This window comes from Aeromonas sp. 603757 (assembly GCF_049171255.1).
Taxonomy (GTDB): domain Bacteria; phylum Pseudomonadota; class Gammaproteobacteria; order Enterobacterales; family Aeromonadaceae; genus Aeromonas; species Aeromonas veronii_A.
This window is the reverse complement of sequence record NZ_JAAKOE010000026.1, coordinates 1-14,814: the sequence shown is the minus strand read 5'-3', so window position 1 is coordinate 14,814 and position 14,814 is coordinate 1. Positions and strand designations below refer to the sequence as shown.

Below are 14,814 nucleotides of genomic sequence, written 5' to 3'. Positions count from 1 at the left end.
TGAATTTCTAAGAGGGAACAGGGCTCGCTATAGTGCCGTTCATTCATCACTTCGAACGGAACTTTCCATGCTGCTGACCACGACCCTGCAAGGCTTCACCATCGGTCTGGCCATGATCATCCCCATCGGCGCCCAGAATGCCTTTGTGCTGAGCAGAGGCATCCATCGCAATCACCATCTGCTGAGCGCCACACTCTGCAGTTTCTGCGACCTCATTCTGATCGCTATAGGGGTATTTGGCGGAGCCAATCTGCTGGCTGCCAGCCCGATTGGCATGATGCTGCTTACCTGGGGCGGCGTGCTGTTTCTCGGCTGGTTTGGGGTTCGCTCCCTGCGCAGCGCCTGGCATGGACAGGAGGGCGGACTGGCCGACTCTTCGCAACGGATGAGAGCCAGAAGCGTACTGGCCATGACGCTAGGGGTCACCCTGCTCAATCCCCATGTCTATCTCGATACCCTGATGCTGCTCGGCTCCCTTGGCTGTCAGGTGAGCGAGTCCCTGCGTCCGGCCTTTGCTGCGGGGGCCATGCTGGCCTCGCTGGTGTGGTTTTACTCGCTGGCGCTGGGTGCAGCGGCACTGGCGCCTTGGCTGGCCCGCAGCCGGGTGCAGCAGGGGATCGATCTGCTGGTTGGCATCATCATGCTGAGCCTGGCTGTTCAACTGGCCATAGGACGTTGAGGAAGTTAAGGCGGCAGGAATGAGCGACCGGTAACAAAAAGATGACACTCATATGAGTGGCATCTTTACTATTGGAGGGGCTCAGACTCTGAACTGGGAGAGCAGGCGCTGTTGCAGCAGGCTGGCCTGATGGAGCGAGGAGGCGAGTTGCAGACACTCCTGCGCCTCCTGTTCGCCGGTTCTGGCTTGCAGACTGATGCCGGAGACCTTGTCAGAGGAGTGGCTCAGGGTGTGTGACAGTTGACCTGTGGCTACGGCCACCTGCTGCACCATGTCGGCCAGCTGGTCGATGGCGCCTTCCACCTTGAACAGGATCTGCTTGGTGTTCTCGGAGTCCTGCATGCCGGACTCCACCGTCTTGAGGTTGCGCTGCATCATCAGGTAGGCGCTCTCGGTCTGCTGCTGGATGCTGCTGATCACCTGGCTGATCTCGGCGCTTGATGTCGCCGTGCGATTGGCCAGGGTGCGCACCTCGTCCGCGACCACAGCAAAGCCACGTCCCATCTCCCCCGCGCGGGCTGCTTCGATAGCCGCATTGAGGGCCAGCAGGTTGGTCTGCTCCGAGATTTCGCTGATGGTGGAGATGATCTGGCCGATCTGGCCCGCCTGCTCCTTGAGGGCGTTGATGGCGATGGCGCACTCGCCCACCTCCTGCACCACCCGCTGCATGCCCGCACTGGCAGAGGCGACATATTGGCTACTTTCGGTGGTTAGCTGGCGCACCTCGTTGGCATTGTGGGCCGCCATGCTGCAGTTGTCAGAAATACCGGTAGCGACTTGTACCATTTGTTCACTGTCCTGATGCAGGGCCAGCGCATGTTCGGCGGTCTGGCGGCTGCTCTGGCTGATCGCCTCCACCCGGTTGACCGAGGTGTGAACGTGTTCGCTGATGTGCCGGTTGTTGTCCATGGTGGAGCTGATCATCTTCTGCAATTTCTCGATGAAGCGATCCACGCTGTTGGCCAGCGAGCCTATCTCGTCATCCCGCTGCAGGTTGATGCGGGCGTTGAGATCCCCCTCGCCGGCGGCGATATCCTGCATCCGTTTGTCCACTTGCAGCAGCGGGGTGACCAGCTTGCGGGTCAGCCAGAAGCCACAGAGGGTGACCATGATCAGGCTAAGCAACAGGCCGCCCAGCAGCAGGGTGCGGGTTTGGCTGATGATGCCGTTGAGCTGGACTACCTGATCCTCGACGGTGGCATCACCGCTCGCCTCGATGGCAACCAGTTGTTGCTGTAGCTGGTCGGCACTGGCCTCATAGAGAGCCTGCTGGGCCTGATAGCTGCCGAGCGCCTCGATCCACTGCCCCATCAGCTGCTGATGTCGGGCCAACAGGGTGCGATACTGTGTCGCCAGCGGCTTGCCGGCAAATTCGCCGGTTCCCTCGATATCGAACAGCCCGGTACCGAGCATGCTGTCGATCGCTTCGTGATAGAAATCGGTCGCCTCTTTCAGCTCGACCTTGATCGCCTCCGTTACCCCTTGTCTGCGCATCTTCTCCAGCGCATAGAGCTGGCGCAAAAAGCCGATATTGGACTCCATTCCCCCGTCGGCCGCTTCCCAGCGGGTGGAGAGGCCGCTGTTCCAGCTGATGGTCTGGTCGGGGGCCTGGGTCAGCACCTCTACCGCCCCATCGCCAATCACCTCCAGCTGGGTCGAGAGTCGTGCCATCAGCTCGGCGTTGTGATGCAGCGCCTCATCAACCTCGGTATAGGCGTGATAGAGCGTCAACAGCTTCTCTTGTTGTTGTTGATAGGCCAGCTTCTGCTGCTCCATGGTGGCCAGGACTGCGCCATCAATGAGCTGACCCTGGCTGACCCGGGCCAGCGCATCATCGGTCGCCGCCTTGGCGGCATCAAGCTCGGTGCGATTGAGCGGGGTGCCGTTTTGCATCTTCTGAATCTGTAACTGTTGATTGCCCAGTTCGATGGAGCCTTCCATGGCGCCATCGGCGGTCTGCCAGGCGCTTCCCAACACATAGGTGAGCAGGCCGGCCAGCCGCTGGCTGCCATACCAGCCCACGACCCCCATCCCCAGCGTGCAGCCGAGCAAGATGGCAAGACCCAGATTGGCGGTGGTAACAATTTTCATATGATGGCCTTCCTTGGTATCTGCATTGGCATCAATTTCGGTTCCGAACGGATTTAGTGTAGTGGCTCATGCCCAGTCGGAGTCCGGTACGGTGCAGAAACATCCCGTACACGCAGGCTGAACCAGATCAAGCATGGTGGCCAATTTGCGAAAAAGCTTCTCCGGATACCAGGGGGTTGCTGCCCTATGCTGGATACTTATCCAGTTATTCTTTATGCTATGAGCCAATTTGCGAATAGTTGTATTGGTGAGGAGAGAGCCGTGATTGGTCGCTTGAGAGGCATTGTCATTGAGAAGCAGCCCCCCGAGGTCTTGCTGGAAGTAGGCGGGGTTGGTTACGAGGTTCATATGCCGATGAGCTGCTTCTATGATTTGCCGGAGATCGGCAAGGAGGCGACCATCCACACTCACTTCGTGGTGCGGGAAGATGCCCAGTTACTCTATGGTTTTAACCACAAACAGGAGCGGGCGCTGTTCCGCGAGCTGATCAAGACCAACGGAGTCGGCCCCAAGCTGGCGCTGGCTATTCTCTCCGGCATGACAGCTACCCAATTCGTGCTGAGTGTCGAACGTGAAGAGATAAGCTCTTTGGTCAAACTGCCGGGAGTCGGCAAGAAGACCGCCGAGCGTCTGGTGGTGGAGATGAAGGATCGCCTCAAGGGCTGGGTCAGTCACGACCTCTTCTCCCCGGCCATGGTCACCCTGCCAGCCAGTGAGCCAGAATTGCGGGCACCGGATGTGACCGAAGAGGCGGCCAGTGCGCTGGTGGCCCTCGGTTACAAGCCGCAGCAGGCGAGCCAGATTGTCAGCAAGATCGCCAAAGAGGGGATGTCGGTGGAAGATATCATCCGTGAATCCCTGCGTAGCCTGGTATGAGGTAGTTGATGATTGAAGCAGACCGCCTCATTTCGGCCAGTGCTGCCCGTGAGGATGACATTATTGACCGGGCTATCCGCCCCAAGAAGCTGGCTGACTACACCGGTCAGGATACCGTCTGCGAACAGATGGAGATCTTTATCGAAGCGGCCCGTCAGCGGGGAGAAGCGCTCGATCACCTGCTGATCTTCGGTCCGCCGGGTCTGGGCAAGACCACCCTCGCCAACATCGTCGCCAACGAGATGGGGGTCAATATCAAGACCACCTCCGGCCCGGTGCTGGAGAAAGCGGGGGATCTGGCGGCGCTGCTCACCAACCTCGAACCGAACGATGTGCTGTTCATCGACGAGATCCATCGCCTCAGCCCGGTGGTGGAGGAGGTGCTCTATCCGGCGATGGAGGATTACCAGCTCGACATCATGATCGGGGAGGGGCCAGCGGCTCGTTCCATCAAGCTGGATCTGCCTCCCTTCACTCTGATTGGCGCCACCACCCGGGCTGGTTCACTCACCAGCCCGCTGCGGGATCGCTTCGGTATCGTCCAGCGGTTGGAGTTCTACAACGTCAAGGATCTGACCGATATCGTCTCCCGCAGTGCCCGTTGTCTGGGGCTAGATATGACGGAAGATGGTGCCATTGAGGTCGCTCGTCGCTCTCGTGGTACGCCGCGGATTGCTAACCGTTTGTTAAGACGAGTGCGTGACTTCGCCCAGGTCAAATCCGATGGCCGGATCGATGGCCCCATCGCGGCCCGCGCCATGGACATGCTGGATGTCGATAACGAAGGTTTTGACTTCATGGACCGCAAGTTATTGTTGGCTGTGATAGACAAGTTTATGGGGGGCCCTGTGGGTCTCGATAATCTGGCCGCCGCGATCGGGGAGGAGAAAGATACTATCGAAGATGTGCTGGAGCCTTATCTGATCCAGCAAGGGTATCTGCAACGTACACCCAGAGGACGGATTGCGACCACACGAGCCTACGCTCATTTCGGTCTTCAGCGACCAGATGAGAAGTAAAAACAGTCGTTTGAACATGAAACCGCCGTCAAAGGCGGTTTTTTGTTATCCGGGCAAAAAAAAGCCCACGGCGGATGCGGTGGGCAAAGACAATTCAGGATGGATGTTCACAGACAGTGAGTGCGTCTGGACACAGACCGGAAAATAAACAGGTGAGCCGTCGCGAGCTCTCAGAGTCGGTTCAGTTGATAGAGCTGAACAAAGGAAAGCTTGTAGTAACGGATGGTTTTAGCAACAAACTTTTTCATCTTCGATTCCAATAGACAGGTTCAAATTGATGGTCGAATACGTACCGTGAACCCGGATTAACCGGCCTGTATCCAAGGGTATGCCCTCACTGCGAGGCGCATTGTAGGAGCTCGTATCGGCCCGGGCAAACAAGAAAAATTGCAACCTTCAAATTAGTTTATCTAATGTAGTGATTGATGAAATTGGTTCGCATGAGTATGCATTGTTTGTAGTTTTAAATTGAGTTTTCGAATCAGTTCGCCTGACCTGGATAACATGGAAAAAGGCGCGTCATCGACATTTTTCAAATTAAATGGGGTGGCCGGATGTTAAATTCTTAAATTGATTTAAATCAATATTTTACGCATTGTCATCTTTTGTGATCTGGCTCGCTTCAATAATCGTGAAATAGATTAAACATGGCTTTGAAAGCCATGTATGGCGGGTCCTTTTACATTGATTTCAATCAAATAAAGGTGATATAAAAACCCGGTCATAATGAGCGAGAATAAATTGAAGCTTATTGTTTTTTAATTGTTAAACATTAGCTTTGTTTGTGTTTTCGCGTTGCCTTGTTGTTAATATTGGTGGTTACTGAAAGTGTTTTGTTGTGATCCGTCTCAACGGGGCCCATTCGATAACCCCCAACGGAAGCTTTGTGCTTAAAACTTAAAATAGCCGTGCCAATAATCGGTGAGGAAACATCATGATTGCTGAGCATGTGGTAGACCTATCGCGGTTCCAGTTCGCTGCGACGGCCCTTTATCACTTTTTGTTTGTACCCCTGACGCTGGGAATGGCCTTTCTCCTGGCGATCATGGAATCCGTCTATGTGATGACCAACAACACCATCTACCGGGACATGACCAAATTCTGGGGTAAGTTGTTTGGTATCAACTTTGCCCTGGGGGTCACCACAGGTCTGGCCATGGAGTTCCAGTTCGGGACGAACTGGGCGTACTACTCCCATTATGTCGGCGATATCTTCGGGGCCCCGCTGGCTATCGAAGGGCTGATGGCCTTCTTCCTGGAGTCCACCTTCGTCGGTATGTTCTTCTTTGGTTGGGATCGTCTGAGCAAGCATCAGCATCTGGCTGCCACCTGGTTGATGGCGCTGGGTACCAACCTCTCCGCCCTCTGGATCCTGGTCGCCAACGGCTGGATGCAGAACCCGGTCGGTGCCGAGTTCAACTTCGAATCCATGCGGATGGAGATGATGAGCTTCGCTGACGTGGTGCTCAACCCTGTTGCTCAGGTCAAGTTCGTCCACACTGTGGCGGCTGGCTATACCTGTGGCGCCATGTTTGTGCTGGGTATCTCCTCCTACTACCTGCTGAAGAATCGTGATGTGGCGTTTGCCCGTCGCTCCTTCGCCATTGCCGCTGCGTTCGGTATGGCTTCCATCGTGTCCGTGCTGATCCTCGGTGACGAATCCGGTTACGAGACCGGTGAAGTGCAGAAGGTGAAATTGGCCGCTATCGAAGCCGAGTGGGAAACTGAACCTGCTCCGGCCGCCTTTACCCTGTTCGGTATTCCGAATCAGGAAGAGATGCGCACCGACTACGCCATCAAGATCCCCTATGCGCTGGGCATTATCGCGACCCGTTCTCTGGACGGTCAGGTCACCGGTCTTAAAGATCTGAAGAGCGAGCACGAACTGCGCGTTCGTAACGGTATGACCGCTTACGACCTGCTGACCAAGCTGCAATCCGGTGACAAGTCTGACGAGACCCGCGCTCGCTTCGACGAAGTGAAGCAGGATCTGGGCTACGGTCTGCTGCTCAAGCGCTACACCAGCAATGTGACCGATGCTACCGACGAGCAGATCAAGGCCGCCGTGGATGACTCCATCCCGCAGGTTCTGCCGCTGTTCTTCGCCTTCCGCATCATGGTTGCCGTCGGCATGCTGATGCTGGTACTGATTGGTATGGCCTTCTATGACAGTGCCCGTCACCAGATCGGCCAGCGCAAGTGGCTGCTCAAGGCTCTGCTGTGGGGTATCCCGCTGCCGTGGATCGCCATCGAAGCTGGCTGGTTTGTTGCCGAATATGGTCGCCAACCGTGGACCATTGCAGAGGTGTTGCCGACTTCCCTCTCTGCATCCAACTTGCCTGCAGCCGAGATCTGGTTCTCTCTGATCGGTATCTGCCTGTTCTATACCGTACTTCTGGTTATCGAGATGTACCTGATGTTCAAGTATGCCCGTCTTGGCCCCAGCAGCCTGAAGACTGGCAAGTATCACTTTGAACAGATCAAGGCATAAGGAGAGCGACCATGTTTGATTACGAAACTCTGCGTGTCATCTGGTGGGCTCTGGTCGGCGTACTGCTGATCGGTTTTGCCATCACTGACGGCTTCGACATGGGGGTAGGCGCACTGCTCCCGTTCGTCGGCAAGAAAGATGTCGAGCGCCGCGTGATGCTCAACACCATGGGGCCGCACTGGGAAGGTAACCAGGTTTGGCTGGTCACTGCCGGTGGCGCCTTGTTCGCCGCCTGGCCGATGGTGTATGCCGCGACCTTCTCCGGCTTCTACATCGCCATGATCCTGACCTTGATGGCGCTGTTCCTGCGTCCGGTCGGTTTCAAGTACCGCTCGCTGCGTGCTGATGCAAAATGGCGCAGCAACTGGGACTGGGCCTTGTTCGCCGGTAGCGCCGTACCGCCCATCGTCTTTGGTGTGGCCTTTGGCAACCTGTTGCAAGGCGTTCCATTCGAGTTTAACCAGTTCATGATGTTGACCTATCACGGCAACTTCTTTGGCCTGCTGAACCCGTTCGGCATTCTGGCTGGTCTGGTGAGCCTGTTCATGCTGCTCACCCAGGGTGCAACCTGGTTGATGATGAAGACCGATGGTGAAGTGCTGGCGCGTTCCCGCACTGCCGCCATGATCTGCTCACTGGTGACCCTGGTGCTGTTTGCTGCCGCGGGTTGGTGGGTAAGCGGTATGGAAGGGTATGTCATCGTCAAGGCTGCCGCGACTGACGCAGTATCCAACCCGATGAACAAGGAAGTTGTCCTGCAGGCTGGCGCCTGGATGAACAACTACACCCTCTATCCGTGGATGGTGGCTGCCCCTGTACTGGGTCTTGCCATGAGCCTGCTGACTGCGCTGTTTGCCCGTATGAACATCGGCTGGCTGGCGTTTACCAGCTCCTCGCTGGCGATTGCCGGGGTCATCCTCACTGCCGGTTTCTCCATGTTCCCGTTTGTGATGCCCTCAAGCCTTGAGCCGTCACTGAGCCTGACCATGTGGGATGCTACCGCCTCCTTCAACACCTTGCAGGTGATGACCGTGGCTGCAGCAGTCTTCGTACCGATTGTGCTGGGTTACACCATCTGGACTTACATCAAGATGTTTGGCCGGGTAACCAACAAGCACATCGAAGATAACCAACAATCTCTCTATTAAGAGGTGCGCTGACAATGTGGTATTTCACCTGGATCCTGGGGCTGTTGCTGGCCTGTGCATTTGGCATCATCAATGCGCTGTGGCTGGAACACACCGAGAACATGGATCGTCAGATCGATGAAAACAAGTGATCGACTCGCCAGGCTCGCCGCTCCACTGGAGCGGCAGCCGTGGCAGGGGTTGATGTTACTCGCGGCGGCCTTGTTGGCCGTCGCTATTTTACAGGCCCCCAATCTGATCGCGGCCAACACCAGCGAGCATGGTCTCTGGCTTGCTCCCTGGCTGATGTGGGCCGTCTGTTGTGGCGTACTTAACGGGCTTGGCTTTCATCTGAAAAGCCTGCCCGGACGTGTGCTGTTCAATCCCTGGCTCGCCTGGCCCAGTTTGTTGTATGGCCTCTGGCTGACACATTCATATTTCCTTTCATAAAAAACGGGGGGAGGCAGGATTTCCCTGCCTCCCCCTGCTTCTTTCCTATTCAGCCCTGCGCTATGATAGCCCCCCATCTGACTGTCGAATGGATCACAGATTGTTATGGGGGAAGTCTTTGAGTTTCCGGTGCGTGTCTACTACGAAGACACCGACGCCGGGGGCATCGTCTACAACGCCAATTATCTCAAGTTTATGGAACGTGCTCGCACCGAGTTTCTTCGTGCCAAAGGGGTCGAACAGGACGTCTGGCTGCAGGAGGGATATGCCTTCGTGGTGAGCCGAACTGAGATCGATTTCCGCTCGGCGGCCCGTTTTAATGAACTATTGAATGTATTAACGCAAGTGATTGAAGTGAAACGCGCATCCCTGCGTTTTTCGCAGCAGATCCTGGCGGCTGATGGACGACTCGTCACCCAGGCTTTGGTACAGATAGCCTGTGTAAGTCGTCCGCAAATGAAACCTGTAGCTATACCTGAAAAAATCAAGGGAGTGCTGTTAAGTGCACGCTGAAATTTCGTTTATTGGCCTGTTTTGGCAAGCCAGCCTGTTGGTAAAACTGGTCATGATCACCCTGATGAGCATGTCTATTGTCTCCTGGGCGCTGATTATCCAGCGTTCCAAGGCGATCAAGGCGGCCAATCTCGCATCGGAACAGTTTGAAGATCGCTTCTGGTCAGGGGTCGATCTCAATCGCCTCTATCAGGAGTCCTCTTCCCGCCGCGATGACATCGAAGGCATGGAAGATATCTTCTACTCCGGCTTCAAGGAGTATGCCCGCTTGCTCAAGGCCGGTGCCCGTGGTCAGGATGCGGTGATGGATGGTACCTACCGCGCCATGCGCGTCTCCCTCTCCCGCGCGGTAGATGATCTGGAATCCAACCTGCCGGTGCTGGCGACCATCGGCTCCATCAGCCCCTATATCGGTCTGTTCGGTACCGTATGGGGGATCATGAACGCCTTTATCGCCCTGGGTCAGGTGCAGCAGGCCACCCTGCAGATGGTGGCACCGGGTATCGCGGAAGCGCTGATTGCGACCGCCATGGGTCTGTTTGCCGCTATCCCGGCGGTAATCTTCTACAACCGCTTCTCCAACAAGGTCGAGCGGCTGGAGAACGCCTACGCCAACTTCATGGACGAGTTCACCACCATTCTGAACCGTCAAATTGCTCAGCAGCAGGGTGATCAGTAATGCAAACCTATCAGCGGATCCGGCGCAAGAAGGTGGCCGAGATCAACGTGGTTCCCTATATCGACGTCATGCTGGTGCTGCTTATCATCTTTATGGCGGTCACGCCGGTGATCACGCAAGGGGTCAAGGTGGATCTGCCGCAGGCTGAGTCCGAGCAGTTGCCGGAAGATGCCAAGCCGCCCTTCATCGTCAGCGTCAATACCGAAGGCGAGTATGTCATCAAGGCTGGCGAAGCCGATGACGAGCCGGTGCCAAGTGGCACGCCAGAGGCGATGCAGCAATACATCACCGAAAAAGCCATGGGCTATCTGGCGATCAACCAGAATGCCCCCGTGGTGGTCGCGGGTGACAAGGCCGTGCGCTACGAAGAGGTGATCCTGTTGATGGTGGCCCTCAAGAATGCGGGCGTGCCTCAGGTTGGCCTGATGACAGATCCGGTGAACTAACGGAGATGGATGTGAAGCGTGGTATTTCCGGTTATCTCATCGCGTCGTTTCTGCTGCACCTGATCATCGGCATCATCCTGTTTGTCGGGCTCGATTTCAGCAAACCGAAACGACCCGAATCGAAGGGGCAGATCGTCAATGCCGTCATGCTTGATGAGAACTTCCTCAACGAGCAGGCCAAGCAGATCCAGCAGCAGAAAGCTCAGCCCAAGCCGCAGAAGGTAGAGAAAGAGAAGGATAAGGAAGATACGGATCTTGCCAAACGCGAACTAGCCCAGCAGCAGGAACGGCTGCGTATTGCCGAGGCCAAGCGGAAAGAAGCAGAAGAGGCGACCCGCAAGGCCGAGGCTGAGAAGCAGAAAAAAGTTGCCGAGCAGAAGCGGGCGGAAGAGAAGGCGCAGAAAGCCGAGGAGGCCCGCAAGCTGGAAGAGCAGAAGGCCAAGAAGGCGGAAGCCGAGCGCAAGGCTGCTGAAGAGGCCAAGGCACTGGCGCTGAAGAAAAAGAAAGAGCTCGAGAACAAACAGGCGGAAGAGAAGGCTAAAGCCGAGGAGGCCAAAGCCAAGAAAGCGGAAGCTGACAAGAAGGCCAAGGCTGAGGCAGAGAAGAAAGCCAAGGCAGAGGCTGAGAATAAAGCCAAAGCCGAGGCTGAGAAGAAGGCCAAGGAAGAGGCAGCCAAAAAGGCAAAAGCTGACGCAGAGAAGAAAGCCAAGGCTGAAGCCGAGAAGCAGGCCAAGATCGCGGCAGAACGCAAACGCAAAGCGGCCGAGGAGGCCAGACTGCAAAAAGAGATGGAAGCCATGATGCAGCAGCAGCTGGCGGCTGAAGCCAATGCCCGCAGCCAGGCTGCCTCTGCAGCGGCACAAGGTGAGGTCGACAAGTATGCGGCGCTCATCAAGGCCACTGTTGAGCGGTATATGATTTTGGATCCCACCATGCGGGGCAAAACATGTACTATCGGCGTACGTCTTGCGAGCAGTGGCTTTGTCATATCGGTAGATAACGGCCAGGGTGACCCGGCGGTCTGTCGTTCGGGTAAGGCGGCTGTCTTGAAAGCCAATCAACTGCCAGTGCCCAAGGATCCTGCGGCATTCGAGATGTTGAAGGAATTTAACCTGAAGTTAGAACCGAGTATCTAAGCGTGATAAAACGAGGTTGCTTGCCTCCGGTTGGCAACCTCTCGCCGAGAAAGGAATTTAACCTCTCATCTTTATTGGAACCGAGTATTTAAGCCATGATCAGAAAAGTATTTTTTGCTTTGGTTGGCTGTTTGTTGCTGGGCCAGAGTGCCCAGGCGGCCTTGGACATCGTCATCACCGGCGGTATTGATAGCGCACGCCCCATCGCCGTCGCCCCCTTCAAGTGGGAAGGCAACGGGCAGTTGCCGCAGGACATCGCGGAAGTGGTCTCCAACGACCTGATGCGCAGTGGCAAATTCAAGCCGCTGGCCCGTGGCCAGATGCCGCAGACCCCGAGCAGCAGCAGCGAGATCAACTTCGCTCCCTGGGCCTCCCAAGGGGTTGAAGCCGTGGTGGTGGGTTCCATTTCGGCAGTAGGTGACGGCACCTACAAGGTCAACTTCGAGCTGGTCGATGTGCTGAAAGGCCAGCTGGCCAAGGCGCAAGGTGGCGAGAGCAACGGTTACATCCTGGATAGCCGCATGGCGACCATCCCGGGTGCCCAGATGCGTCAGTTTGCCCACCGTATCTCCGACATCGTCTATGAGCGTCTGACTGGCGAGCGCGGTGCCTTCCTGACCCGTCTGGCTTACGTCTCCGTACAGCAGGGTACCCAGTTCCCGTACCAGCTGCGCATTTCTGACTACGACGGTTACAACGAGAAGACTCTGCTGCGCTCTCGCGAGCCGTTGATGTCTCCCTCCTGGTCACCGGATGGCAGCAAGCTGGCCTACGTGAGCTTCGAGAACCAGAAGTCCGAAATCTATGTGCAGGATATCTACACCCAGCAGCGCAGCCTGATCACCAGTTTCCGTGGCATTAACGGGGCCCCTGAGTGGTCTCCTGATGGTCGTCGTCTGGCTATCGTTCTCTCCAAAGATGGTTCACCCAACCTCTATGTGGTTGATGTCGCTAGCAAGCAGCTTACCCGCGTCACTACCAGCCGCGTGATCGACACCGAGCCCTCCTGGATGCCGGACGGGCAAAATTTGTTGTTCACCTCTGAACGTGGTGGCAAACCCCAGATTTATAGCGTAAATTTGGCGACTGGTATGACTCGCCGGATGACTTGGGAAGGTGAATCCAACCAGGGTGCATCCATCACTCCTGATGGCAAAATCATGGTGATGGTGACCCGTGTTCAGGGACAGTATCGTATTGCCCGTCAGGACATGGAAAACAATGCCCTGCTGGTCCTGACCCAGAGTGCTCTGGATGAGTCGCCAAGTGTGGCTCCCAATGGCAGCATGATCATTTATGCCACCATCTATCAGGGTCGTAAGAGTCTCGCGTTGGTGTCGACTGATGGTCGCTTCAAGGCTGTGCTTCCGACCAGTAGCGGTGAAATTCGTGCACCAGCTTGGTCGCCCTTCTTGAATTGATAAAAATCCAATTGTTTTTTGTTTTGTTATAAAGGTTTAAGGAAATAGCATGCAACTCAATAAACTGCTCAAGGGTTTGGCCATCGCACTGCCACTGTTCACCCTGGCCGCTTGTAGTTCTTCTTCTGATTCCGACGCCGCTGGCGCCGAATCAGGTATGACCGACGGCATGGGCGGTGTACAAACCGGCGGCGCCAACGGCATGTTGTCCCCGGAAGAGCAGATGCGTCAGAAGTTCGAAGCACTGCAGCGTGACAACGTGATCTACTTCCCGTTCGACGGTTACGATATCCAGGGTCAGTACGCTGATCTGCTGGATGCCCACGCCAGCTACCTGCGCGAGCGCCCGAGCGTGAAAGTCCTGATCGAAGGTCACGCCGATGAGCGCGGTACTCCGGAGTACAACATCGCCCTGGGCGAGCGTCGTGCCAAGGCTGTTGCCAAGTATCTGCAAACCCTGGGTGTGCAGGCCGAGCAGCTCTCCATCGTCAGCTATGGCGAAGAGAAGCCGCTGGATCTGTCCCACACCGAGGATGCCTTTGCCAAAAACCGCCGCGCGGTTCTGGTTTACTAAGGTTTGAACCGAACGAAGTTCGTTTATATGCAAGCGGCCATTTCGATGGCCGTTTTATTTGCACTAAACGCCAAGGTTTGATCCGAATGAAATCTGTATATGCGAGCGACGATGGCGCTGGCCGTTTTATCTGTACTAAACGCTAAGGTTTGATCCGAATGAAATCTGTGTACAAGCAAGCGGTTGTTGCGCTGGCCGTAATGGTTGCTCTGAATGCGCAAGCTGCGGCACCGGTCAGCGATCTGGGCGGTGACTCAAGTGGTGGGGTTGTCCTTAGCGGCAACAACGGCGCCATCGTGCCCACCGGTAGCCTGGAAGATCGGGTTGCCCTGCTGGAGCGCACCCTCAATGCCCGTCTGCGGCTGCAAGCTGAATTGCAGCAACAGGTCGACTCCCTGCAAGGGGAGGTTTCCGAGCTGCGTGGTCAGCTGGAGCAGCAGACCTACCAGATGGAGCAGTCGCAAGAGCGCCAGCGTCAGCTCTATCAGGAGCTCGACAAGGTTGCCAGCAGCCAGCAAGCTGCTCCAGCCACCCCGGCCCCTGCTGCTGCCACACCGGCTGCTGCCGCCAATTACTCAACCAATCAGGATGAGAACCAGGCCTACGACGCAGCGGTCAACATGGTGCTCAAAGAGAAGAACTACGACAAAGCCATTCCGGCTTTCCAAGGCTTCATCAAGCAGTACCCCAATTCGGGCTATGTTCCCAATGCACACTACTGGCTCGGCCAGTTGCTGTTCAACAAGGGGGACAGAGCCGGTGCCTCGGCCCAGTTTTCGACCGTGGCCAACAAATACAGCAAATCCCCCAAGCGAGCCGATGCGTTGCTGAAGCTGGGTATGCTGGCGCAGCTGGATGGCAAGAAGGCGGAAGCCAAATCCTTCTATGAGCAGGTGATCAAGGGCTATCCCAACACCTCGCCGGCCCAGTTGGCCAAACAGAGTCTGGCCAAGCTGTAACATTGCTGTATGTCACTGTTTTCGTAACGCTACTGTAAAAACAGCCTGCATTTGTACGCACAGTGAGCAAACGGATTTAAATTACGAATTTTCTGTTGCACCGGAAATTTAAATCCGTAATATAGGCCGCCGTCAGAGCCGAAGCAGTAATGCAGTCGGAACTGGTTGTGGTGAGGGTCGTTAGCTCAGTCGGTAGAGCAGTTGACTTTTAATCAATTGGTCGCTGGTTCGAATCCAGCACGACCCACCATTTTCTCCACTCGGTGGAGACAGAATTCCCAGGTCGTTTAGCTCAGCTGGGAGAGCACCTCCCTTACAAGGAGGGGGTCACTGGTTCGATCCCAGTAACGACC

15 protein-coding genes and 2 tRNA genes are annotated in these 14,814 nt (G+C 56.0%); 16 read left to right on the top strand and 1 reads right to left on the bottom strand.

Annotation, left to right across the window (positions count from 1 at the left end; translation table 11 throughout):
• The first annotated feature begins 67 nt into the window (after positions 1–67).
• On the top strand, positions 68–679 hold the full coding sequence (gene lysE, locus G5332_RS18940; protein ID WP_227341410.1) for an L-lysine exporter: 612 nt from the start codon (positions 68–70) through the stop codon (positions 677–679).
• Positions 680–760: 81 nt separating this feature from the next.
• Here the strand turns inward: lysE and G5332_RS18935 are convergent, their stop codons facing one another.
• On the bottom strand, positions 761–2,770 hold the full coding sequence (locus G5332_RS18935) for a methyl-accepting chemotaxis protein (protein ID WP_227341409.1): 2,010 nt from the start codon (positions 2,768–2,770) through the stop codon (positions 761–763).
• Positions 2,771–3,031: 261 nt separating this feature from the next.
• Between G5332_RS18935 and ruvA the strand changes: the two genes are divergently transcribed.
• The 15 genes from ruvA (at position 3,032) to G5332_RS18860 (ending at position 14,814) form a co-directional block, all read left to right on the top strand.
• A complete protein-coding gene (gene ruvA / locus G5332_RS18930) occupies positions 3,032–3,646 on the top strand; it encodes a Holliday junction branch migration protein RuvA (protein ID WP_216952061.1) in 615 nt (204 codons plus the stop codon).
• Positions 3,647–3,654: 8 nt separating this feature from the next.
• Positions 3,655–4,665: a Holliday junction branch migration DNA helicase RuvB gene (ruvB, locus tag G5332_RS18925; RefSeq protein WP_005335744.1), complete on the top strand. Its 1,011-nt coding sequence runs from the start codon at positions 3,655–3,657 to the stop codon at positions 4,663–4,665.
• A 934-nt stretch (positions 4,666–5,599) separates the two neighbouring features.
• Entirely contained in the window at positions 5,600–7,156 is a 1,557-nt protein-coding gene (locus G5332_RS18920; RefSeq protein ID WP_227341407.1) for a cytochrome ubiquinol oxidase subunit I, read from the top strand.
• An 11-nt stretch (positions 7,157–7,167) separates the two neighbouring features.
• Positions 7,168–8,304: a cytochrome d ubiquinol oxidase subunit II gene (gene cydB / locus G5332_RS18915; RefSeq protein ID WP_033113517.1), complete on the top strand. Its 1,137-nt coding sequence runs from the start codon at positions 7,168–7,170 to the stop codon at positions 8,302–8,304.
• 14 nt (positions 8,305–8,318) lie between these two features.
• On the top strand, positions 8,319–8,435 hold the full coding sequence (cydX, locus tag G5332_RS18910; RefSeq protein WP_005304933.1) for a cytochrome bd-I oxidase subunit CydX: 117 nt from the start codon (positions 8,319–8,321) through the stop codon (positions 8,433–8,435).
• Positions 8,422–8,733 (top strand): cyd operon YbgE family protein, encoded by a 312-nt coding sequence (locus G5332_RS18905; RefSeq protein WP_041202810.1) that lies wholly within the window; start codon positions 8,422–8,424, stop codon positions 8,731–8,733. The genes cydX and G5332_RS18905 overlap by 14 nt, the downstream gene beginning before the upstream one ends.
• Before the next feature lie 105 nt (positions 8,734–8,838).
• Positions 8,839–9,246: a tol-pal system-associated acyl-CoA thioesterase gene (gene ybgC, locus G5332_RS18900; RefSeq protein ID WP_337073798.1), complete on the top strand. Its 408-nt coding sequence runs from the start codon at positions 8,839–8,841 to the stop codon at positions 9,244–9,246.
• A gap of 1 nt (position 9,247) precedes the next feature.
• Entirely contained in the window at positions 9,248–9,925 is a 678-nt protein-coding gene (gene tolQ, locus G5332_RS18895; protein WP_216954450.1) for a protein TolQ, read from the top strand.
• Complete coding sequence (gene tolR / locus G5332_RS18890; protein WP_005335733.1) at positions 9,925–10,371, top strand: protein TolR; 447 nt, start codon at positions 9,925–9,927, stop codon at positions 10,369–10,371. Before tolQ ends, tolR begins: the two co-directional genes overlap by 1 nt.
• A 5-nt stretch (positions 10,372–10,376) precedes the next feature.
• The gene (gene tolA / locus G5332_RS18885) at positions 10,377–11,507 is read left to right on the top strand and encodes a cell envelope integrity protein TolA (RefSeq protein WP_421249614.1); all 1,131 of its coding nucleotides are present in this window, start codon (positions 10,377–10,379) and stop codon (positions 11,505–11,507) included.
• Positions 11,508–11,602: 95 nt separating this feature from the next.
• Entirely contained in the window at positions 11,603–12,928 is a 1,326-nt protein-coding gene (gene tolB, locus G5332_RS18880) for a Tol-Pal system beta propeller repeat protein TolB (protein ID WP_139436956.1), read from the top strand.
• Positions 12,929–12,977: 49 nt separating this feature from the next.
• The gene (pal, locus tag G5332_RS18875) at positions 12,978–13,502 is read left to right on the top strand and encodes a peptidoglycan-associated lipoprotein Pal (protein ID WP_005313284.1); all 525 of its coding nucleotides are present in this window, start codon (positions 12,978–12,980) and stop codon (positions 13,500–13,502) included.
• A 158-nt stretch (positions 13,503–13,660) separates the two neighbouring features.
• Entirely contained in the window at positions 13,661–14,461 is an 801-nt protein-coding gene (gene ybgF, locus G5332_RS18870; protein ID WP_005343216.1) for a tol-pal system protein YbgF, read from the top strand.
• A 174-nt stretch (positions 14,462–14,635) separates the two neighbouring features.
• Positions 14,636–14,711: transfer RNA gene (locus tag G5332_RS18865), tRNA-Lys, on the top strand.
• A gap of 31 nt (positions 14,712–14,742) precedes the next feature.
• Positions 14,743–14,814: transfer RNA gene (locus tag G5332_RS18860), tRNA-Val, on the top strand.